18 protein-coding genes and 1 tRNA gene are annotated in these 21,866 nt (G+C 47.3%); 6 read left to right on the top strand and 13 right to left on the bottom strand.

The features are described 5' to 3' along the window. Positions 1–44 precede the first annotated feature (44 nt). Positions 45–117 (top strand) — tRNA-Thr (locus DWZ61_RS06500). A 92-nt stretch (positions 118–209) separates the two neighbouring features. Here DWZ61_RS06500 and DWZ61_RS06495 read toward each other — a convergent pair. The 8 genes from DWZ61_RS06495 to DWZ61_RS06460 all read right to left on the bottom strand — a co-directional run bounded on the left by DWZ61_RS06495 (position 210) and on the right by DWZ61_RS06460 (position 11,007). After that, positions 210–1,169, bottom strand: coding sequence for an ABC transporter permease (locus tag DWZ61_RS06495; protein ID WP_022312978.1), 960 nt, complete (start codon positions 1,167–1,169; stop codon positions 210–212). Then, the gene (locus DWZ61_RS06490) at positions 1,170–2,276 is read right to left on the bottom strand and encodes an ABC transporter permease (protein WP_022312979.1); all 1,107 of its coding nucleotides are present in this window, start codon (positions 2,274–2,276) and stop codon (positions 1,170–1,172) included. Between the two features lie 4 nt (positions 2,277–2,280). Beyond that, positions 2,281–3,825, bottom strand: a complete 1,545-nt coding sequence (locus tag DWZ61_RS06485) for an ABC transporter ATP-binding protein (protein ID WP_118537834.1) — start codon at positions 3,823–3,825, stop codon at positions 2,281–2,283. A gap of 99 nt (positions 3,826–3,924) precedes the next feature. Continuing rightward, entirely contained in the window at positions 3,925–5,106 is a 1,182-nt protein-coding gene (locus DWZ61_RS06480; protein WP_022312981.1) for a BMP family ABC transporter substrate-binding protein, read from the bottom strand. 93 nt (positions 5,107–5,199) lie between these two features. After that, positions 5,200–6,057, bottom strand: a complete 858-nt coding sequence (locus DWZ61_RS06475) for a mechanosensitive ion channel family protein (protein ID WP_022312982.1) — start codon at positions 6,055–6,057, stop codon at positions 5,200–5,202. A gap of 6 nt (positions 6,058–6,063) precedes the next feature. Continuing rightward, positions 6,064–8,400, bottom strand: coding sequence for a 1,4-alpha-glucan branching protein GlgB (gene glgB, locus DWZ61_RS06470; protein WP_118537833.1), 2,337 nt, complete (start codon positions 8,398–8,400; stop codon positions 6,064–6,066). A 73-nt stretch (positions 8,401–8,473) separates the two neighbouring features. After that, positions 8,474–9,715: a DUF1015 family protein gene (locus tag DWZ61_RS06465; RefSeq protein WP_118537832.1), complete on the bottom strand. Its 1,242-nt coding sequence runs from the start codon at positions 9,713–9,715 to the stop codon at positions 8,474–8,476. 239 nt (positions 9,716–9,954) lie between these two features. Continuing rightward, complete coding sequence (locus DWZ61_RS06460; RefSeq protein ID WP_022312985.1) at positions 9,955–11,007, bottom strand: beta-propeller fold lactonase family protein; 1,053 nt, start codon at positions 11,005–11,007, stop codon at positions 9,955–9,957. 274 nt (positions 11,008–11,281) lie between these two features. Between DWZ61_RS06460 and DWZ61_RS06455 the strand changes: the two genes are divergently transcribed. Genes DWZ61_RS06455 through DWZ61_RS06440 form a run of 4 tightly spaced genes read left to right on the top strand, consistent with a single transcriptional unit; the run spans position 11,282 to position 15,029 of the window. After that, positions 11,282–12,355 (top strand): ABC transporter ATP-binding protein, encoded by a 1,074-nt coding sequence (locus tag DWZ61_RS06455; protein ID WP_118537831.1) that lies wholly within the window; start codon positions 11,282–11,284, stop codon positions 12,353–12,355. Then, a complete protein-coding gene (locus DWZ61_RS06450) occupies positions 12,348–13,160 on the top strand; it encodes an ABC transporter permease (protein ID WP_022312987.1) in 813 nt (270 codons plus the stop codon). Before DWZ61_RS06455 ends, DWZ61_RS06450 begins: the two co-directional genes overlap by 8 nt. Continuing rightward, the gene (locus DWZ61_RS06445; protein ID WP_117466473.1) at positions 13,157–13,933 is read left to right on the top strand and encodes an ABC transporter permease; all 777 of its coding nucleotides are present in this window, start codon (positions 13,157–13,159) and stop codon (positions 13,931–13,933) included. The genes DWZ61_RS06450 and DWZ61_RS06445 overlap by 4 nt, the downstream gene beginning before the upstream one ends. Before the next feature lie 31 nt (positions 13,934–13,964). After that, positions 13,965–15,029, top strand: a complete 1,065-nt coding sequence (locus DWZ61_RS06440; RefSeq protein WP_117466472.1) for an ABC transporter substrate-binding protein — start codon at positions 13,965–13,967, stop codon at positions 15,027–15,029. Between the two features lie 66 nt (positions 15,030–15,095). Here the strand turns inward: DWZ61_RS06440 and DWZ61_RS06435 are convergent, their stop codons facing one another. Genes DWZ61_RS06435 through DWZ61_RS06425 form a run of 3 tightly spaced genes read right to left on the bottom strand, consistent with a single transcriptional unit; the run spans position 15,096 to position 17,993 of the window. Next, positions 15,096–15,422: a hypothetical protein gene (locus DWZ61_RS06435; RefSeq protein ID WP_117466471.1), complete on the bottom strand. Its 327-nt coding sequence runs from the start codon at positions 15,420–15,422 to the stop codon at positions 15,096–15,098. Between the two features lie 33 nt (positions 15,423–15,455). Then, positions 15,456–16,028 carry a DUF5662 family protein gene (locus DWZ61_RS06430; protein ID WP_117466470.1) on the bottom strand — a complete coding sequence of 191 codons (573 nt, stop codon included), beginning with the start codon at positions 16,026–16,028 and terminating at the stop codon, positions 15,456–15,458. A gap of 9 nt (positions 16,029–16,037) precedes the next feature. Beyond that, positions 16,038–17,993, bottom strand: a complete 1,956-nt coding sequence (locus tag DWZ61_RS06425; protein ID WP_118537830.1) for an alpha-amylase family glycosyl hydrolase — start codon at positions 17,991–17,993, stop codon at positions 16,038–16,040. Positions 17,994–18,151: 158 nt separating this feature from the next. Here DWZ61_RS06425 and DWZ61_RS06420 point away from each other — a divergent pair, with 158 nt between their 5' ends. Continuing rightward, positions 18,152–18,484, top strand: a complete 333-nt coding sequence (locus tag DWZ61_RS06420; RefSeq protein ID WP_022312993.1) for a DUF1292 domain-containing protein — start codon at positions 18,152–18,154, stop codon at positions 18,482–18,484. On the opposite strand, the gene DWZ61_RS06415 is transcribed toward DWZ61_RS06420, so the two are convergent. Both DWZ61_RS06415 and gltX read right to left on the bottom strand, forming a co-directional pair. Beyond that, positions 18,456–20,399 (bottom strand): ATP-dependent helicase, encoded by a 1,944-nt coding sequence (locus tag DWZ61_RS06415; protein ID WP_118537829.1) that lies wholly within the window; start codon positions 20,397–20,399, stop codon positions 18,456–18,458. The two genes, DWZ61_RS06420 and DWZ61_RS06415, sit on opposite strands and share 29 nt — an antisense overlap. After that, positions 20,392–21,852 carry a glutamate--tRNA ligase gene (gene gltX / locus DWZ61_RS06410; RefSeq protein ID WP_022312995.1) on the bottom strand — a complete coding sequence of 487 codons (1,461 nt, stop codon included), beginning with the start codon at positions 21,850–21,852 and terminating at the stop codon, positions 20,392–20,394. Before gltX ends, DWZ61_RS06415 begins: the two co-directional genes overlap by 8 nt. Positions 21,853–21,866: the final 14 nt, after the last annotated feature.

Here is a 21,866-nt window from a genome sequence, read left to right as displayed (position 1 = left end):
TACAGTTGCAAAATTTCCCAAGAACATATATAATAACCTAGTCCGCTGAAATAGCTCAGTTGGTAGAGCACTTCACTCGTAATGAAGGGGTCGTGGGTTCGAGTCCCATTTTCAGCTTATATGTATTAAAAAAGAGAAAGCTTTTCGCTTTCTCTTTTTTTGTAGTAACTCTTCAGAGCCATGCAAAGCTGCGTTCTGCAAATGTCTGCTTATCTTGCACCTTTGTCGTAGATCACTCCCAGTGCTCTCGGTGCACCGTTCTGTTTGGAGAAGAATACCAGAAGCAGCAAAGTCAGTACATAAGGCAGGATCATGACCAGATCCTGATAACTGCTGGGCATCTGCAGTACCTGTACCAGACGGTATCCACCGGATCTGGCAAATCCGAACAACAGACACGCTCCCAGAGTCGGCAGGATACGCCAGTTGCCGAAGATCAGTGCCGCAATAGCCAGATAACCGTAACCTACATAAATACTGGAGGAAAAGTTTGCGGAAATGGAATACGCGAAACAGATACCTCCCAGTCCCGACAACGCACCACAGATCATAATGGCTGCAAGACGGATCTGTCCCACCTGTCTTCCGGCCGCATCCACTGCATGGGGATTGTCACCGCAGGCACGCAGATGCATGCCGAAGCGGGTCTTATACATCACAAACCACGCCACGAAAGCCACTACCACAATCACCAGTTCAAAAGGATACAGATTGGTAAATACCGCTCCCAGTACCGGAATCTTAGAGATTCCCGGGATGGTAATTCTGGAAGAAACAGTCAGTACGAATTTATCGGACGTAGCACCAAATACCACTCTGTTGAACAGCTTCGTTAAATATGCGGTCAGCGCCATGGCCAGAATATTGACTACCACACCACTGATAACCTGATTAGCCTTGAACTTCAGACATAACATGGCATGGATCAGTGCAAACAGACTTCCGCCCACAGCCGCCATAACCATGGCAATGTAGAAAGGCGCCGGAGAGTCTCCGGCAAAGTTTCCCGCAATGGCAACCGCCACGAATGCACCGATAAAGGCGCCAAAACCCTGTAAGCCTTCTACCGCCAGCATGGTCACACCGGATTTCTCACAGTAGATGCCACCGATGGCCATAATAAATAAAGGCAGTGCAAAGGATAAACCGTCAATGATCACAATATCCATTTATTTGTCCTCCTTTGTCTTGTTGGTTTTCTCTCTTCTGTTTCGCTCCATTTTCCACTTGATGTAAGCATTACATGCGCTGAACAAAAGGATGATACCGGTGATAACGGATGCAATCTCCGCATCCACGCCGGCCGCAGATTTCATATAAGTACTTCCCTTGCTGATCAGGGTGATCAGCATAGTAGAAAATACAATACCGAAGGGATTGTTGTTACCAAGCAGGGATACCGCAATGGCATCAAATCCGGTACTGATCAATACCTTTGGCTGAATGGATCCCACATAGCCCAGATAATAAGTCACACCGGCAAGTCCGGCCAGTGCACCGGAAATCGTCATGGACAGTACCATGCTTCTGCCTACCTTGATACCTGCATATTTTGCAGCACTGCGGGAATAGCCCACAGCCTTCAGTTCATAACCAAGCTTTGTCTTCTCTAACAGGAACCATACAGCCACCACCGTAAGCAGAGCCAGAATAATTCCCAGCGGAATATCCATTTTCAGATTGCCCACCATGGTATCCATCAGTGTCAGTCTGGAAGCTGCGGAGATTTCCTTTGACTGTCTGGAGACCGGATCCACGAAAAAGGTATTGATGAAGAAACTGATCACATACTGGAACGTATAGTTTAACATAATAGAGGAAACGACCTCATTGATATTAAACCGGTATTTCAGGAAGCCGATCAGTGCTCCCACCAGACCACCGACGATCAGGCCGATGATTACTACCAGCGGCTTTGCCAGCACGGCGTTCAGACTGCTGTAGCCCACAACGATGCTTGCGGTAAATCCGGCTGCCAGCATCTGTCCGGAGACGCCGATATTAAACAGTCCGGCGCGGAGTGCTACCGCCACAGCCAGTGCCGCGAAGATCATGGGGGTAAAATAGTTCACATAACTCATAAAGTCCGTCAGCATACTCTTGTAGCTGGCGTAGGAGGACTTGGGTGCCAGTCCGCCTCCCTGTAGAAGTGCGTAATAAGCCTTAAAGGGATTGGAACCGGTCACAGCGATGATCACACCACCTGCCACAAGACTACAAAGGATCGCAAGGAGAGGAATCTTTACCGCATTCCATAATTTTGTAAATTTTTTCATGGTCTTATGCCTCCTTCTCCTTGTTTTTTACGCCCATCATGAACTCTCCCACTTCATTGGTGGTCAGTTCACTGGCTTTGGCGATCTTCTGTATGCTTCCGTTATAAATAACTGCGATGGTATCCGCACAATTCATGATCTCATCCAATTCCAGAGAGATCAGAAGGATTGCCTTGCCCTTGTCTCTCTCTGCAATGATCTGCTTGTGGATATTCTCTATGGCACCGATATCCAGTCCACGGGTGGGCTGCACAAAGATCATCAGGGAGGAATCCTGTTCCACTTCTCTGGCAATAATGGCTTTCTGCTGATTACCACCACTCATGGAACGTACCACTGTCTTGCTGCCCTGGCCGCTTCGGATATCGTATTTTTCTATCAGTTTTTCACTGTTGTCTTCAAAAATCTTCTGATCCAGTACTCCCTTATGACAGAACGGCTCTTTGTAATAATTACGAAGTGCCAGATTCTCCGAAAGGGTAAAATCCATGACCAGTCCGTAATTCTGTCTATCCTCGGGAATATAGGAAATTCCTTCGGTCGTTCGTTCTCTGATAGACAGGTTCGTAATGTCTCTGCCGTTTAACAGGATCTTGCCGGAACGCACCGGTACCAGTCCCGCAATAGCATCTGCGATTTCTACCTGTCCGTTGCCTGCCACACCTGCGATCGCAACGATCTCACCGGAATGTACCTCCAGAGATACATCCTTTACCACTTGGAAATCCTGTTTATTGTAAACATTCAGTTTCTCGATACTGAGTATGGTCTTACCCGGTTTTGCAGGCTCTTTTTCTGTCTCAAAATTCACTTCACGGCCTACCATTTTGTTGGCCATGACTTTGGTGGACGTGGTAGCCACATCCATGACATCCATCAGACGTCCGTGGTTCAGGATGGCACATCTGTCCGCGATCCGTTTGATTTCTTCCAGTTTATGTGTGATCAGGATGATAGTCTTGCCGTCATCCCGCAGAGATTTGATAATATCCAACAGGAAATCGATCTCCTGCGGTGTCAGAACCGCTGTGGGTTCATCAAAAATGAGGATCTCCGCTTCTCTGTAAAGCATCTTTAAGATCTCTACTCTCTGCTGTGTAGAGACATTAATGTCGCTGATCACATCGGTGGGGTTCACTGCCAGTCCGTATTTTTCCGAAAGGTTCCGGATATCCTGATTGGCCTTCTTCATATCCACTACCGGAATACATCCCAGCACCTTCTTCACCGGCTCCATACCCATTACGATATTCTCAGCAATGGTGTAGTTGGATACCAGTTTGAAATGCTGGTGTACCATACCGATGTTTAATTTGGTGGCATGATTGGGGGATTCCAGCTTCACCTTTTCACCCCGGATATAGATCTCTCCTTCATCCGGTTCGTACATTCCGAACAGCATACTCATCAAGGTGGATTTTCCTGCACCATTTTCTCCCAGAAGGGCAAAGATCTCTCCCTTTTTGATCTGGATCGTCACATCGTCATTGGCTACGATCCCGGGAAAACGTTTGGTGATGTGTTTCATCTCAACAATATATTCCGACATGTTCATCCTCATTTCTGTACATTTTCCTGCCTAAACAGCAGTTTAAACAAGAAGAAGGTGACAGTTCCTCACCATCACCTTCTTGTGAATCCATTCTTCCTACCAGGTAAAGGTCTCCGGAGTTACACCGTTAAAGTTTGCCGCAGGAACGATCTTGCCTTCCTTTAACAGAGCCTGTGCTGCATTGATCTTCTCAATAGCCTCTGCGGTGAGCTGGCATCTGCCTTCCTCACTTACGAAACCGGTAGCATCATCTGCTGCGGTCAGAGTCACATTAGCACCTTTGAAGGAACCGTCTTTTACTTCGTTCAGTACGTTGTAAACAGTATCATGCATTACCTTCAGGCCACTGGTCAGAACGATATTGCTGTCACCGTTTGCACCGTCATCATACTGGTCAACATCACAACCGATCACCTTAACGCCTTCAGCTTCCTTTGCAGCGGTGAATACACCGTTACCGGAACCACCTGCTGCTACGAACAGGATGTCCACGCCTTCAGCGATCAGAGCATTACCCAGTACCTTACCGGTAGCTTCATCGGAGAAGTTACCAACATAGTTACCGCCTACGTTAGCGCCGGTAACATCGGTACCTGCGTAAGAAGGAAGCTCTACTACTTCTACGTTCATGCCTTCGGTACCGTTCACATACTTAACACCGCACTCGAAGCCATACTGGTAGTTCACGTTGGAAGGATATGCAATACCGTTTACTACTGCTACCTTACCTGTGGTGGTAGACAGAGCTGCAGCCATACCTGCATAGAAACCACTCTCCTGCTCAGCATAGTAAGCAGCGTATACGTTGTCGATCACCTGATCTGCGGTTACTTCGGTACCATCAACGGTAGGCCAGGAATCGATCAGGATGAACTTGGTATCCGGATTCTCCTGTGCCAGATTGCCGATACCTGCAAACTGGAAACCACAGCATACAATAACATCATAATCAGCTACAACATCAGCTACAGCCTGAACAGCTGCTGCGCTGTCACCGGTCTCCTCACGGATGGGGGTTACGGTTGCATTCGGATTCTCCTCAATGAACTTCAGAACACCGTTGTAGTTGTCCTGATTGAAGGAACCGTCATCCACGCCGGAGGGGCTGGATACGATAGCGATCTTCAGACCGGGTTCTTCACTGCTGCTCTCTGCAGTTGTTGCAGTGGTGGTAGCTGCCGCACTGGATTCTGCATTGGTGTCAGCATTGGTGCTGCCGCATGCTACCAGAGAAACAGCCATGACAGATGCAAGTGCAAGTGCCAGAAACTTTTTCATAATTTTTTCCTCCTAAAAATGTAAATATTAAAACATTGAATCACAACGGTAATATTATCATTATAGTCTGTAAAATTCAATATCTATTTTTAATTAACGCATATGCACGTCCATCTGCGGGAACGGTATTTCAATTTCTGCTTTATCAAGTGCATACTTACACTGTTCGGTAATACGCCATTTTCCCTGCCAGAAATCCTCATTTTTGAACCAGCAGCGTACACATAGGTTGATTCCGGAGTCTGCCAGTTCATCTACAAATACAAAATGCTCTCTTTCCTTTATAGTATCGGGATCTTCAGAGAGAACCTTTGTCAGAACTTCCTTTGCCTTCTTAATATCTGCGCTGTAAGCAATAGACACCTTCACATCACATCGCCTGGATTCGGCAGCAGTGACATTCACAATGGTGTTATTTGCCAGATTGCCGTTTGGAAGAATAATCGTCTGATTATCATAGGTTAACAGCTTTGTATAGAAGATCTGGATCTCTTTTACTGTACCTTCCTTACCGGAGGAGCCTTCCACAATGTAATCTCCCACCTTAAACGGCTTCAATAATAAAATCAGCACACCGCCCGCCAGATTAGACAGACTTCCCTGCACTGCCAGACCGATGGCCACGCCGGCCGATCCCAGCAACGCCACAATGCTGGCTGCGTCCACGCCGAAGGAGGACGCCAGTGTCAGGATCAGTATTATATATAAAGAAGCTTTTACAAAAGAGTCCACGAACTGGATCACACCGATCTCTGCTCCCGCCCGGTTCATAGATTTACGGATGATCTTGCGGATCAGCCTGATCAGCTGCATTCCAATGAAAAAGAATACCAGTGCCAGTCCGATCCGGATGCCAAGATTCAGTGCCTTTTCCGGCAGGGTATCCAGGAAAGATGCGATCAGTCCTTCTTTTTTCTGCACCTCTTCAATTACGTTATCTGTCAGATCCATGTTGCCTTATTTCTCCTGTTTTCTTTTTGTAGTCTTGCCTGCGGTCTTGCGGATCGGTGTATTCTTGCGGATACGCTTCTCGATCACTTTTTCCAGTTCTGCCTCGGTATAAGGAATAAACTGCAGAATGCTTAAGGAAAGGGGAGCCATTTTCACGGTAACGGACTGCTTTTTGTCATCCCATTCCACGTCCTCCGCACGTTTCACACGGTCATTGACCACACCGGTACCGCCATATTGCACAGCATCCGTGTTCAGGATCTCCTTGTATTTTCCCTCGTAAGGCACACCTGTGGTGATCTCTCTGGGTACTCCGGAGAAGTTTGCTACGACCAGAAGCAGTTCCTCTGCCTCTTCTCCCTTACGCACAAAGCTTACATAGCATTCATTGGCAGAGATCTCGTTCATCCACTGGAAGCCTTTGGCCTGATCATCGCATTCATACAATGCCTTATTCTCTCTGTAAAGTACATTCAGATCCCTCACCAGTTTCTGGACACCGGCATTTTCCTTCTGTTCCTCCAGCTGCCACTCTACCTGACGCATTTCGTTCCATTCTTTCTCTTCCGCCAGATCCTGTCCCATGAAGAGAAGCTTCTTGCCGGGATGGGTCATCATATAACCGTAAGTCAGACGTAAATTAGCAAGCTTCTGTGCCCTGTCTCCAGGCATTTTACCAAGCAGAGTTCCTTTGCCGTGTACCACTTCATCATGGGAAAATACCAGCATGAACTTCTCACTGTAGGCATAGATCATGCTAAAAGTAAGCTCTCCGTGGTGGTGGCTGCGGAAATAGGGATCGTATTTGATATAATCCAGATAGTCATTCATGAAGCCCATGTTCCACTTCAGGTCAAATCCCAGTCCGCCTTCCTCCAGTGATCCGGTGATCATGGGAAATGCCGTGCTTTCCTCTGCAATGGACAATACCCCGGGATCTCTCTTTTTGAGGATTGAATTAAAGTGTTTGATCAGCTCGATGGCTTCCAGATTCTCATTACCACCGTACATATTGGGAATCCATTCCCCGTCCTGTTTGCCGTAGTCCAAATAAAGCATACTGGCTACCGCATCCATCCGGATACCGTCTGCATGATATTTTTCCACCCAGAATAAAGCATTGGCGATCAGGTAATTGGATACCTGGGGACGGCCGTAGTTGTAGATCAGCGTTCCCCAGTGAGGATGGCTTCCCTGCCTGGGATCCTGATGCTCATAGAGACAGGTGCCGTCAAAGCCGGACAATCCGTAAGTATCTCTGGGAAAATGTGCCGGTACCCAGTCAAGGATCACGCCGATTCCCGCCTTATGCAGTTCATTCACGAAGAACATAAAGTCCTCCGGTGTACCGTATCTGGCGGTAGGGGCATAATAACCGATCACCTGATAGCCCCAGGAAGCATCCAGAGGATGTTCCATAACCGGCATCAGTTCCACATGGGTGTATCCCATTTTTTTTACATAGTCAATGACCTTCGGAGCGATCTCACGATAGTTCGCATAATCCTGTCCCTCGTCCGGCGTCACAAAGCTTCCCAGATACATTTCATACACACTGACCGGAGCATTTCCGCACTGGTAGCTTTCCCTTTTTTTCAAGAATTCGCTGTCATCCCACGAAAAATCTCGCAGGTCAGCGATGACGGAAGCTGTCTCCGGTCTCTTCTGCGCGGCGTTGCCGTAAGGGTCTGCTTTCAGATAAGTCAGTCCACCTTTGATCTTCAATTCATATTTATAGCAGTCTCCTGCTTCTGCGCCGGGAATGAACAATTCGAAAATACCGGAATCTCCCAGGCGTCTCATCTGGTGGATCCGTCCGTCCCATCCGTTGAAATCCCCCACTACACTGATGCGCATGGCGTTCGGTGCCCAGACGGCAAAATAGGTTCCACTCTCTCCGTCCAGTTCCATGGGATGTGCGCCCAGTTTTTCATAAATGGTGTAATGAACACCGACTGCAAAACGATCCATATCTTCCTTCGTGATCTGGGGAACATGCCGGTAAGCATCGCCGCAGATCATTCTGTGGGCTTCACGCTCTTCTGTCTTTCCATATTCCACCACATATTCATAAGGTGCCATCTTCCCGGCATTTATCAGGGCTGCGAAATAACCTTCTTCGTCTGCCAGTTCCATAGGGACATCTGCCAGAAAAGCTTCGCCTACCTGTCCTGTCTTCTTCCAGTGGATCGTCACCTTTTCTGCTCCCGGGAAGAATGCCTGTACCAGCATTTTACTTCCCTGCTTATGAGGTCCTAACAGTTCATGGGGATTATCACATTCAGAATAAGTGATTTCTTCTATCTTTGCCCAGTTCATCAGTTTATAAAGTTTGTTTGTCATATTCCCTCTTTTCTGCGGCGTGTAGTCTGCTGCATTCTATTCTGTCACTATTTTGCTTATCCGGTCGTAGGTATTACCGCTCTATCTCATGCAGAAACAGACCGCTGCGCAGCTTCGGCTCGAACCAGGTGGACTTCGGAGGCATCAGACGTCCCGCATCCGCCACTGCAAAAAGTTCCCCTATGGAAGTAGGATACATGGAAAATGCCACCTTCATATCGGTATGTACTCTCCGCTCCAGTTCCGCAAGTCCCCGGATACCTCCCACAAAATCGATCCGCTTATCGGTCTTTGGATCTTCGATTCCCAGAACAGGATTCAACAGGTGATTTTGTAAAAGAGATACATCCAGTCCTTCCACAGCATCTTCGCTCCGAATCTCCTTCTTCGCTGTAAGACAGTACCACTCATCTTCCAGGAACATACCGAAAGCTCCTTTTTTCTCCGGCCGGTAAGGAATACGTCCTTTTTTCTCTATCATAAAATGTTCTTCGATGGCTGCCAGGAACGCATCGACATCCATACCGTTTAAATCCTTCACCACCCGGTTATAATCCAGGATCTGCAGTTCTTCATCCGGGAAAATCACCGACAGGAAATAATTGAATTCCTCTTCTCCCGTATAATCCGGATGCTGCTCTCTGCGCTTTAATCCCACCTTTACCGCTGAGGCACAACGATGATGACCGTCCGCAATATAAATAGCCGGGATCTTTGCAAACGCCTCTTCAATCATTGCCACATCCGCAGCCTCCGAAATCACCCACACACGATGTTCGATGCCGTCCTCACTGACAAAATCGTATACCGGTGTCTGTGTTTTGATCTCTCCGATCTTGTTCTGCAGTTCCTCTTTCGCCCGATATGCCAGGAAAATGGGCCCCGTCTGCATACTGCAGGTATCTACATGGCGGATACGGTCTTCCTCCTTATCCGCTCTGGTATTTTCATGCTTTTTGATCACATTGTTCCGGTAATCGTCAATAGAGGCACAAGCCACTACACCGGTCTGGCTGTTCCCGTCCATGGTCAGTTCATACAGATAGAAACATGGCGTCGGATCCTGTACAAATTTTCCTTCCTGAATTTTCTCCCGAAGCAGCTGATCCGCTTTCTCATACACACAGTCCGCATATGTGTCTACTTCCTCGCCAAACTGCGTCTCCGCCCGATCAACCGCCAGAAAAGAGTCCGGATTCTTCTTCACCACTTCACACGCTTCCTCCCTGTTATATACATCATAAGGAAGCGCCGCAATCCTTTTCTCCATCCCCTGACAGGGACGATATGCCCTAAATGGTCTGATCTGTGCCATACTCCTACCTCCCAATTTCTATATGTTCTTATTTTACCAAATCCCATCTCATATCACAAGGTTATTAAAATAAGCAAGCAGCCCCGGATGGGTGTAAGAATAAGCAGGCCGTAAGCAGACGTCAGCACTTAGCGGGCGTATTCTGACCGCTTATGTGCCGTTACGCTCTGCGACAGAGCGAAAGCGTGCCGCGTTTCTTACCCCAGCCGAGGCTGCGGGGGTTATTACTAAAATAATACCTACCCCAACTTATGGAACAAAATACAGTTGGGCATATTGACCTTCATTGCCGGTCCATTCATGATCATCGTTCCATGCTCCAGATCAATATGGAAGAAGGTCATCGTATTACTTTCATGATTCAAAGACACCAGAAACTTATTGTCCGGGAAGAACTCTGCATCCTTGGGATACTCACCGCTGATCGGCAGCAGGAAGTTCTTCTTCAAAAGTCCTGTCTTCTTGTCTACATCAAATACGATAACAGAATTATCCCCTGCAATGGAACTGAGCAGATAATTGTAATCCAATGAAAAACTGAAGGCGCTGGCACTGTTGGTGTTGCCTCTGGTCAGCTTGATCAGCTCTACCGTCTGGATCTTCTCAAAGGTAGGGTCGTTATTATTGTCCGCATATTCATATACATCAATATAACACTTTAATTCATGGAGAATGTAAATATACCTGCCATCCTCGGAAATCTTGATATGACGGGGTGCGGATTCCATCTCACTGCGGATGATATCCTCCAGCTTTACCTTGCCCTTCTCCACATCAAAACGATATACATTGACATGATCCATACCCTGATCTGCCACCAGAAGATACTTATTATCATGTGTCATGCGGGCACAGTTGATATGGGGACGGAAATTCCGCTCTGCCATACTGCCCAGACCCTTGTGGTAGATTTCATCAGTGATTTCGCCGATGGAACCGTCCTCTTTCAGTCTGAGTACTGTCAGCTTACCGTCATGATAACCGGCTACAAACAGATACTGATCCGTATAATCCGTAGAAACATAGCAGCCTCTCATACCATTGATTGGTGCAAAGTTGATCAGCTCCAGATCTCCGTCCGGCTGGATGGTATAAGCCTCCACACCAAAATCCGTTATAGAATAAAGAAACTTTCCGTTGTGGGAAATGGTCAGATAGGAAGAGTTCGTGATCTCTACCTTATCTTTCTCCTTGAAACGGCCGTTTTTCATATCCACATCATATATTCTGATGCCATGACTGTCCCCCTGTGTGTAACTGGAAATGTAGGCAACATATTTTTCCTTGCTCATGACCGGATCCTCCTTAGCGTTCTATGTCTTTTTTTATGTTTATAAATATAGCACAATTCTGAAAATTGTGAAACATTTTTTCTGCAAAATTGCCGAAAAATACTCCTGTTTTTTCCACAGGGTAAAGTTTATGTAAATTAGGCCAGAAATTGCAAAACTTCACATTGACTTTCCGTGTATTTACGTATAATATTAATTCGACTTGCAAAAAATTTTCATTTAGGTTTTTCGAGGATTTTTTGCAGGATTTTTTACATCAGGAAGGAAAAAATTGATGAAAAATGCTTTAGTCAATTTAGTGAACATCTCAAAATCATTTGACAATCAGATGGTTCTGGATGATCTCAATCTGTACATCCGCGAGAACGAGTTTCTGACTCTGTTGGGCCCCAGTGGCTGCGGAAAGACTACAACCCTCCGTATCTTGGGCGGTTTCGAGACCCCTGATAAAGGTCAGGTCATTTTCGAAGGCCGGGATATCACTAACCTTCCACCCAATAAGCGCAATTTAAATACCGTATTCCAGAAGTATGCTCTTTTCCCTCATATGACCATTGCGGAGAACATTGCTTTCGGATTAAAGATCAGCGGTAAAAGTAAATCTTATATTAATGATAAAATTAAATATGCCCTGAAGTTAGTCAATCTGGACGGTTTCGAGAACCGTATGCCGGATTCCTTAAGCGGCGGTCAGCAGCAGCGTATCGCCATTGCCCGTGCTATCGTAAATGAGCCCAAGCTTCTGCTGTTGGATGAGCCTCTGGGTGCACTGGATCTGAAACTGCGTCAGGACATGCAGTACGAACTGATCCGTCTGAAAAATGAGTTGGGAATTACCTTTATCTATGTCACCCACGACCAGGAGGAGGCTCTGACCATGTCCGATACCATCGTGGTCATGAACCAGGGCTATATCCAGCAGATCGGCACTCCCGAAAGTATCTACAACGAGCCGGAAAACGCTTTCGTTGCCGACTTTATCGGTGACAGTAACATTATCGGTGCAACCATGATCAGAGATCGTCTGGTAGAGATCCTTGGTGCCCGCTTTGAATGTGTGGATACCGGTTTCGGAGAAAACAAGCCCGTCGACGTAGTCATCCGTCCCGAGGACGTGGAGCTGGTATCACCGGAAGAAGGTATTATCCAGGGTACACTGACCCATTCCATTTTCAAAGGTGTCCATTACGAAATGGAAGTTATGGCCAACGGTTTCGAGTGGCTGGTACAGTCCACGAAAATGGTTCCTGTCGGGACCAAAGTCGGCATCAAAGTGGATCCGTTCAACATCCAGATCATGAAGAAGCCGGAATCCGAGGATGAGGAGGCGATTGGAGTCAATGAATAAAAAATTATTATCGCTCCCTTTTATCTTCTGGTCAGCCATGTTTGTCATCGTGCCCCTGTGCATGGTCTTCTACTATGGTCTGACCGATAAGAGCGGTGCTTTTACGCTGGATAATATTCTGGCGATCGCAACCGCCGAGCATTCCAAGGCTCTGTGGGAAGCGCTGAAGTTATCCGTGATCAGCACTGTGATCTGCCTGCTTCTGGCATATCCCCTTGCCATGATCCTGTGTAACATGAATGTCAACCAGAACTCGTTTCTGGTATTGATCTTTATCCTGCCCATGTGGATGAACTTCCTGCTTCGTACCCTGGCATGGCAGACACTGCTTGAGAAGACAGGTGTCATCAACAGCATCCTCTCCACCCTGCATCTGCCGGCGTTAAATATTATCAATACACCCTCTGCCATCGTACTGGGTATGGTATACAACTTTTTGCCTTTTATGGTACTGCCTCTTTATAATGTACTGGTCAAGATCGACAAGAGCGTAATCAACGCCGCTTATGATCTTGGTGCCAACGGTGTGCAGACCTTTGTACGGATCATCTTCCCCTTAAGTCTGCCCGGCATGTTCAGCGGTATCACTATGGTATTTGTCCCCGCCCTGACCACTTTCGTGATCAGTAAGATCTTAGGCGGCAGCAAAATCCTGCTCATTGGTAATGTCATCGAACAGGAATTTACCCAGACCGGCAACTGGAATCTGGGAAGCGGACTTTCCATCGTACTGATGCTGTTCATTATCTTCAATATGGTGATCTCCGTAATCACGGATAAAGAGGGGGAGGCGAACACATTATGATCAAAACAACGGCACAGAAAATATATCTGGGGCTGATCTTTATCTTTTTGTATGCCCCCATCGTTACCCTGATTGTACTCTCCTTCAACGCCAGCAAGACCCGTGCAAAATGGGGAGGTTTTACGACCAAATGGTATGTTGCCCTGTTCCAGAACGAACAGATCATGCAGGCTCTGTGGAATACACTGGCGCTGGCTGTGTTGTCTGCACTGATTGCCACCTTCATTGGTACGATTGCCTGTATTGCCATGCAATCCATGAAGCGTACCAGCCGTACGATCCTTATGGGAATCACAAATATTCCCATGCTGAACGCAGAGATTGTTACCGGTATCTCCCTGATGCTTCTGTTCTTAAGTCTTGGAGCCAAATTTGGTTTTGGTACGATTCTGCTGTCACACATTACGTTTAATATTCCTTATGTGATCTTAAGCGTAATGCCCCGTATGAAGCAGTTGAACCCCAGCACGTATGAGGCCGCCCTTGACCTGGGTGCTTCCCAGACCTACGCCTTTTTCAAGGTGGTATTTCCGGATATCCTGCCGGGTATCCTTTCCGGTTTCCTGATGGCATTTACCATGTCACTGGATGATTTTATCATTACCCACTTTACCAAAGGTCCCGGTGTCGACACACTGTCCACCAAAATCTACACTGAAGTAAAGAAGGGCATCAAGCCGGAAATGTATGCATTGTCCACCATCATTTTTGTGACGGTACTGGTTCTGCTTTTACTGGTGAACTACATGCCCATGGCAAAGAAGAAGAAATAATTCTTTGAAAATAGATTCAGGAGGAAAAGAAATGAAAAAATTTATTGCACTGCTTCTGTGCGGTATCCTTACCGCAACTGCTCTGACCGGCTGCGGGTCCTCTTCCGCCGGTGGTGAAAACGGTGAAGTCATCGTCTACAACTGGGGTGAATATATCGATCCCGATACGATCACCATGTTCGAAAAAGAGACCGGAATCAAAGTGGTCTACGATGAGTTCGAGACCAACGAGATCATGTATCCCAAGGTAGAAGCTGGTTCTTCCGCTTATGATGTGGTATGTCCTTCCGATTACATGGTACAGAAAATGATTGAAAACGACCTGATCCAGGAACTGGATTATGACAAGATCCCCAATGCCAAGGAAAACATCGGTGCCGAGTATTATGAGCAGGCTGCCGCTTACGATCCCGGCAACAAGTACTGTGTTCCCTACTGCTGGGGAACTGTAGGAATCATCTATAATAAGACTCTGGTAGATACCCCTCCCACCAAATGGGCAGATCTGTGGGATGAAAAATATGCTGACAATATTCTGATGATGGATTCCATCAAGGACTGCTTCATGGTGGCACTGAAAAAGAACGGCTTCTCTTCCAACAGTCTGGACGAATCCGAACTGCAGATTGCCACAGAGGATCTGATTGCCCAGAAGCCTCTGGTACAGGCCTATGTAGTAGATCAGGTACGTGATAAAATGATCGGTGGCGAGGCTGCGATCGGTGTAATGTTCTCCGGTGATGCCATTTATGTGATCGGCGAAAATCCGGATCTCGATTATGTCATTCCCGAGGAAGGCACCAATGTCTGGATCGATGGCTGGGTAATCCCGAAGAATGCTCCCAACAAGGAAAATGCAGAGAAATTCATCGATTTCATGTGTCGTCCGGATGTAGCACTGAAGAATTTCGAGTACATCACCTACGGTACTCCCAATACCGCCGCCAGAGAGCTGATCGAGGATGAAGATCTGAAGAATTCTCCCATTGCTTTCCCGGATCTGACGCAGTATAACAATCTGGAGACCTTCCTGTACCTCGGAGAGGACGGCGAAGAACTCTACAACAAATACTGGAAAGAAGTTATGTCCAACTAGTCTTTCAGACAAAACAAGCCCCTGAACTGCCAAGACAGTTCAGGGGCTTTCCTGTTACCCATATTTTCAGGAATTCTGCTCACATCCACAGGTCTCGCATCTTCCGTCATTTCTCCTGGAAAATGCCGGATCATCCACCGGTGTGAAATTCGGGAAATCCGGTCTGGGCGGTCTGCGGTCTCTGTCTCCACCGCATCCCTCGTCCTCCAGATGACGTGCGCCGCAGGCATTCGAGCCGCCACAGGAACTACTGCTTCCGCAGGAGTTATTGGAATTCCCACAGGAATTGTTGTTTCCGCAGGAACTGCGATTGCTGTTTCCTATACAGCTACAGCCGTTGCTGCAGGAATTTCCACCACAAAATAGTAACAATAACAGAATGATACAGTTCATAGGATCCTCTGCTTACCACTGTTTTTTACTATTCTATTCCGCTTTCTTCAGCTGGTGCCAGTCCATACACCGTTTCTGCTGCACCAGTTCCTTTTTGATAAACCGGAAGGTCTTCTCCTCTCCCTCCTCTGCCAGCATTTCCAGCACATATAGCAGTTTTGCCTTCGTCTCCGGATGAATGGGTGCCCTATCTGTCCCCTGATAATAGTAATCAAGAGGAGACCTGTCCATGTATTCGCCTCCCATATAGACCTTGCTGGCAGCGATCCGATCCATGATCATTTCCGCAATATACTTATCCGGCATCGGCACCGGAGCCATTCCACCGGGAAGTGCCTGCATGCTGTAATCGATCCAGTATTCGTAATGATGTTTATTCCGGCCCTTATGGTGCAGCCAGGCGCTGGAATAACCGATATCTTCTCGTTCCGCATTGTTGGGGCTGCGTGTCCCCTGATAGTATTTTGCCCCTACCCAGAACTCTGTGGGACTATACTTGGACATATCATGCAACAATCCCTGTTTATACAGACCTACCTTAAAGCAGCCCTTTGCCACAAGGATCTTATGATGTGTGATCGTTTTAAAATGTTTCCAGATATTCATTTCGTTCTATCATCTTTCTCCGGCAACATCTGTTTTCTTTTTTAAAGATCTTGCCGAAACTTTTTTCTCCTTGTCCTGTGATTCTGCCATCACAACGCCTTCATATACTGCAATACTTCTGGGGGCAATGATCCCCGTCTGCTCTCTGGACTGTTCTTCTTTCTCCTGCACTGTCAGAGTATCTTCCGCCTTCTCCGTTGCCAGCACAAGATTCCATTCCATACCCTTCGGCAGCTTTGGAAATGCCAGTTTCTGCGGCTCCCAGTGCATATTCATGGCAACATAGAGGAAAGAATCCTCCCCACCCTGTGGTGTCTTTGCATACTTTCCGCAGTACATAATGCCTACATGCCGGTTATAGCTCTCTGTCTGGGGCCTCCAGGCATTCTGTCCGTGATAGGACAGATCCGGATAACCACAGGATAACGTATCCAGGATCCGAAGCTCTTCCTCAGGATGCAGGATCGGGTGTGCCTTACGGAAAGCGATCATCTGTTTCCAGAAATTCAATAATTCCGCATTTTTCTCCCTGTCCTGCCAGTTCAGCCATGTGATTTTATTGTCCTGGCAATAGGGATTATTGTTGCCCTGCTGGGAATTGCCAAACTCATCCCCCATGAAAATCAACGGGGTGGACTGTGTCAACAGCAACATACAAAATGCATTCTGTAACTGTTTTTTCCGAAGTGCCTGCACTTTTTTCCGTCTGGACGGTCCTTCCTCCCCACAGTTCCAGCTGCAGTTATAATCATTGCCATCCCGGTTACCTTCTCCGTTGGCTTCATTATGCTTGTGATCATAGGACACCATATCCATCAGCGTAAGGCCGTAATAATTGGACAGATAATGGATCCGTCCCATATTGGCGGGGATATGACGCATCTCATACAATACGCCCGATAGCATATTGTCATCTCCCTTAAGAAAACGACGCATGGTATACAGATAATCGTCCCGGTATTCCGCCAGATTCCGGTATTCCGGCTTCACTGCCGGATCATAGAGTTGCTCCGTATCAAAGGAATAATGCCACAGTTTTGTCCCGGACAATGCCGGATCTCCAGCCAGCATCTGAGCCGGTACTCCCTCCCCCATCAGATGAAAACCATCCACATGATAGGATAATACCCAGAATCTTAAAATATTCCCGATCTCTGCCGCATCCATTCCCCGGGGGAAATAGAACTGCAGGACCACTTCCATTTTTCGCTTATGGAATTCTTTTACCATAAGACGAAACTCTTCTGCCGGGTCTTCCCCTGCCGCATAGGCTGCCTTAGGTGCATAATAGAAGCCTTCCCGATAGCCCCAATAGTTCAGCACCCGGTAGCCGGGCAATTTACCTTCTCCGTTCTTTTCCCCCGCCACGGCCGCAAGCTCTCCGGAGGTCTTCGGCACCGTCTTCTCCGGTGTCTCATCGAATTCATAGACCGGTTGGAATTCCACGGTTGTCACACCGATTTTCTGAAGATAGTCCAGCTTCTCCACAACCCCTGCAAAGGTGCCTCGATGTGTTACCTGAGATGAGGCATGCATGGTAAAGCCACGCACATGAAGGCAATAGCAGGTGCTGTCTTCATAGGGAAGCATAGGGTGCATATCCTGTTCCCAGTCGAAATCTTCGTTGGGAAATACTGCAATGCGATCCGCAGGCTTACGTATTTTCCCATAAGCAGGCTTACGCAGGAACCCCTGTGCATGCAGATCCGGCACAGTACGCTCCCCTTCATAGAACTGATACCCGACATTTTCCGGCTCCAGTTCCAGATATTTACAGTACACATTTCCCATCCGTTCCTCCTGTCGAAACGGAACCCTGTGCGTTTTTTTTCCACTCTTTCTGTCATATATGAGAATGCCGCAATCCTTTTTCCCGGACGCATAGGTAAAACGGATGGCTCCGTCCTCCACATGCGCCCCCAGAGGGTAAGGCTTTATTGCATGCTTTTTTTCTGTCATTGTCATACCCCATCTTCCAGTTTTCTATCACTTAAAGTCTCTTTGTCCATTTTTATTATAGTCTGTAAGTGTAAGAAAAACAAGCATTGCAAGAATATCCGTAAGCGGTTATAATAAAGGAACAAAGTACTGTTACACCCAATAAACATAACAGGAGGATTCCCATGGGTAAAAAAGAAAGCTATGAAGATGAAGAAATGACCGTTGAGCTGGAGCTGGAAGACGGCACTGTTGTCAACTGTGCCATCATTACCATTCTCACCGTAGAGGCCAAGGACTATATCGTACTGTTGCCTCTGGACGAGGACGGCGAAAACGAAGACGGAGAAGTATGGTTCTACGGATATTCCGAGAATCCGGATGACCCGAATGAAGAACCCATTCTCGCATACATTGAAGATGATGATGTCTACGAAAAGGTTGCCGATGCTTTTGATGAGTATCTCGACAGCTGTGAATTTGACGAGATCATCGATGATAACGATTCAGAGGAATAAGGAATCTGGAAGGGAACCTGGGACGCTCTCTCGTGCCTGTAAGGCAGAGAAGTTCCAGGTCTTTTTTTGCCCGTGTCATCGCCACATAGAAGATCCGTCGTTCCTCTTCACAATGCTCCGGCTCCCGGGAGCTTCCGTGGGGAAAGGTCTTCTCATTACAGTCCGGGATCCACACATGGTCGAATTCCAGTCCCTTTGCCGCATGTACCGTCAGCAGAGTGATCCCGCTGTTTTCCTGTTTTTCCTGCTTCTTCTGCATGCCACTCCTTACATTTTCCCTGCATTGCAGTTGTTCCCGGTAAAGCTCCTGTGCTTCCTGCCATTCTTCAAGGCTTCGGTATCGTCCCGCATCCTCCGTGATAAAATCCAGCACTTCCTGCCATTCCGTCAGATCTGTTTTTCCCTCCTGTGCAGCTCTCACCCGCAGGTATCTCTCATAGCCGCACGCCTTACGCAAAAATGCCATTGCAAGCTTCAGTTCCGTATTTTTTACAAATTCCATCTGTCGTATCCATACTCCGACCGCTTTCTGCGCCTTTTGCTGCCCCGCGTCCGGACTTCCCGCAGCCAGATCTTCATAATATTTCTTCAAAGCCGGTAAAGATGCTTCGGCACCAAAAGCCTCTCTGGAAATATTCCGATATGGTCTGTTGCTCACCCTCAGGTAATCCGCTCTTGTAGCACACCCCTGCGCGATCCGCAGATAGGACAGAAGATCCTGTGCGATAAAATGGTCGTAAATGTTTCTCCCCTTCTCTTTCATGGAAAAAGGGATCCCCTCCCCGGTAAGTCTCGCCGCCACGCCCTGCATGGCCAGATTTGTCCGGAACAATACAGCACAGGTCTCCCCATTTATCCGATTTTTCAAGCTTTGTACCAGATAACTCATTTGTTCCGAAGCCTCACTGAATTCCCTGATTTTTACCCGATATTCCTTCCGGTATCCGGCGTCAGTCTTATGACCCCCTGCCTGCCGTCTATGCGCCTCGCAAGGCTCCAGATCCTTATGAAAACGGTCTTTATTCTCATCTATCACCGTCAGGGATGCCTCCACGATATCCGGATGACTGCGATAATTCGTCCGAAGAAGGATCTGCTTTGCACCAAATTCTTCTACAAACTGTCTCATGCAGGCTGGTCTGGCTCCGCGGAATCCGTAAATGGCCTGATCATCATCCCCCACTGCAAAAATATTTCTATGTTTTTCCGCCAGAATTTTCACGATACTGTACTGTCTGTAATTGATATCCTGAAATTCATCGATCAGTATATATTCAAACCGGTTCTGCCAGTATGTACGCTGCCCCGGATCCCTTTGCAGAAACTCCTCACATTCCTTTAATATATCCTCAAAATCAAGGCCTCCGGTATTTTTTCTCGCCTCCTCATAAGCTTCATAGATCCTGGAAAAATGTTGTTTTTCTTCTTCCGGAAGCTTCTTTCTGCTGTTCTCAATATCGCCGGTATTTTTGTAATAACCGATGGCAGCAAGATAGTTCCCGGCAAGCTCCGTTACTTCCGCTACGGATCTTTTTTTACAGTCTGTTATTTTCTTCAAAATGGGAAGGATAAGATCTCTTTTTTGTCTGTCGTTTAAAATATTGCCTGATGAAATTCTGCCCGACTGGAGCAGGATTTGATAGAAAACAGAATGAAATGTTCCAAAATTGACGGTATGCACTTCCTGTGGAGATATCTGCGCAAAGCGCTGCCTCATGGATAGAGCCGCTTCTCTGGTAAAGGTGATCACCAGAAGCTTCTCCGGGGTGATCCGGCGTTCCCGGATCAGATACAGGATCCTCTGGGTGATGGTAAATGTCTTGCCGGAGCCGGGGCCCGCCAGTAATAACAGCGGTCCCTCTCCGAACGTGACAGCCTCCTGCTGGGAGGCATTTAAGCATGTCAGATCAGACATTTGCCTGTAATAACTCGATTCCTTTGCGGATTCTTGCCAGAGATTCCTCTTTGCCCAGGACTTCCATAATCTCCGTAGCACCGGCAGGTGTCATCTGCTTGCCGGATACTGCGGTACGGATCGGCCACATCACATAGCCGTTCTTACAGCCTTTTTCCTCCACATATTTTACAAGAGTCTGATACAGCCCGTCATTGCTGTAATCCTCCTGTGCCTCCAGGATCGGAAGCAGATCTTTCAATACCTCCAGAGAAGTCTCTGCGGTAGTCTTCATCTTCTTGTGTGTATACATTGCCACGTCATATTCCGGAAGCTCCTCGAAGAAATCTACCAGTCCGGCAATATCCGGGAATACTTCGATTCGGGTCTTTACCATGGCTGCGATCTTCTTCAGATCCAGAGGCTTGCTAATCGCTGCCTTCAGGTAAGGCTCTGCCATCTCATAGAACTTGTCGAAATCCATAGCCTTCAGATATTCACCATTCATCCAACGCAATTTCACGATATCGAAGACTGCCGGGGACTTGCTGATGCGATGGTAATCGAACTCCTTGATCAATTCATCCAGAGAGAAAATCTCGCGGTTATCCTCCGGGCTCCATCCAAGCAGTGCCACATAGTTCACGATGGCTTCGGTAATGAATCCCTGATCGATCAGATCCTCGAAGGAAGCATGTCCGCTTCTCTTGGACAGCTTCTTGTGGTTCTCATCGGTGATCAGCGGCAGATGGATATATACCGGTACCTGCCATCCGAAAGCTTCGTACAGACGTACATATTTTGGGGAGGAGGACAGATATTCGTTGCCTCGTACCACATGGGTGATATTCATGGTATGGTCATCTACCACGTTTGCAAAGTTATAGGTAGGGTAACCGTCGGATTTGATCAGGATCATATCATCCAGCTGGGAGTTATCTACTGTAATGTCTCCGTATAACTCGTCATGGAAAGTCGTGGTGCCTTCCTTGGGGTTGTTCTGGCGAATGACAAAAGGCTTGCCTGCGGCAAGATTTGCCTCAATCTCTTCTTTGGACAGGGACAGGCAGTGCTTGTCATATACGGTGATCTCCTTACCATCCACAACTTCGGTCTTCAGGGAAGCCAGTCTCTCCTTGTCACAGAAACAGTAATAAGCTTCTCCCTTATCGATCAGTTCCTTGGCATATTTCATATAAATACCGGTTTTCATACGTTCACTCTGCACGTAAGGACCATAACCGCCGTCCTTATCCGGGCCTTCGTCATGTACCAGTCCGGTCTTCTCCAGGGTACGATAGATGATCTCGGTAGCACCTTCCACATAACGTTCCTGATCTGTATCCTCGATGCGGAGCATAAAATCTCCGCCGGCATGCTTTGCAATCAAAAATTCATATAATGCGGACCGCAGATTACCTACATGCATTTTACCGGTAGGGCTGGGTGCGTATCTTGTTCTGATCTTTGTCATTTTCTCCTCATTTC

It is taken from the genome of Clostridium sp. AF34-10BH (genome assembly GCF_003478095.1).
Lineage (GTDB): Bacteria > Bacillota > Clostridia > Lachnospirales > Lachnospiraceae > Acetatifactor > Acetatifactor acetigignens.
The sequence above is the reverse complement of the archived record's forward strand: the minus strand, read 5'-3'. Positions and strand labels throughout refer to the sequence as shown.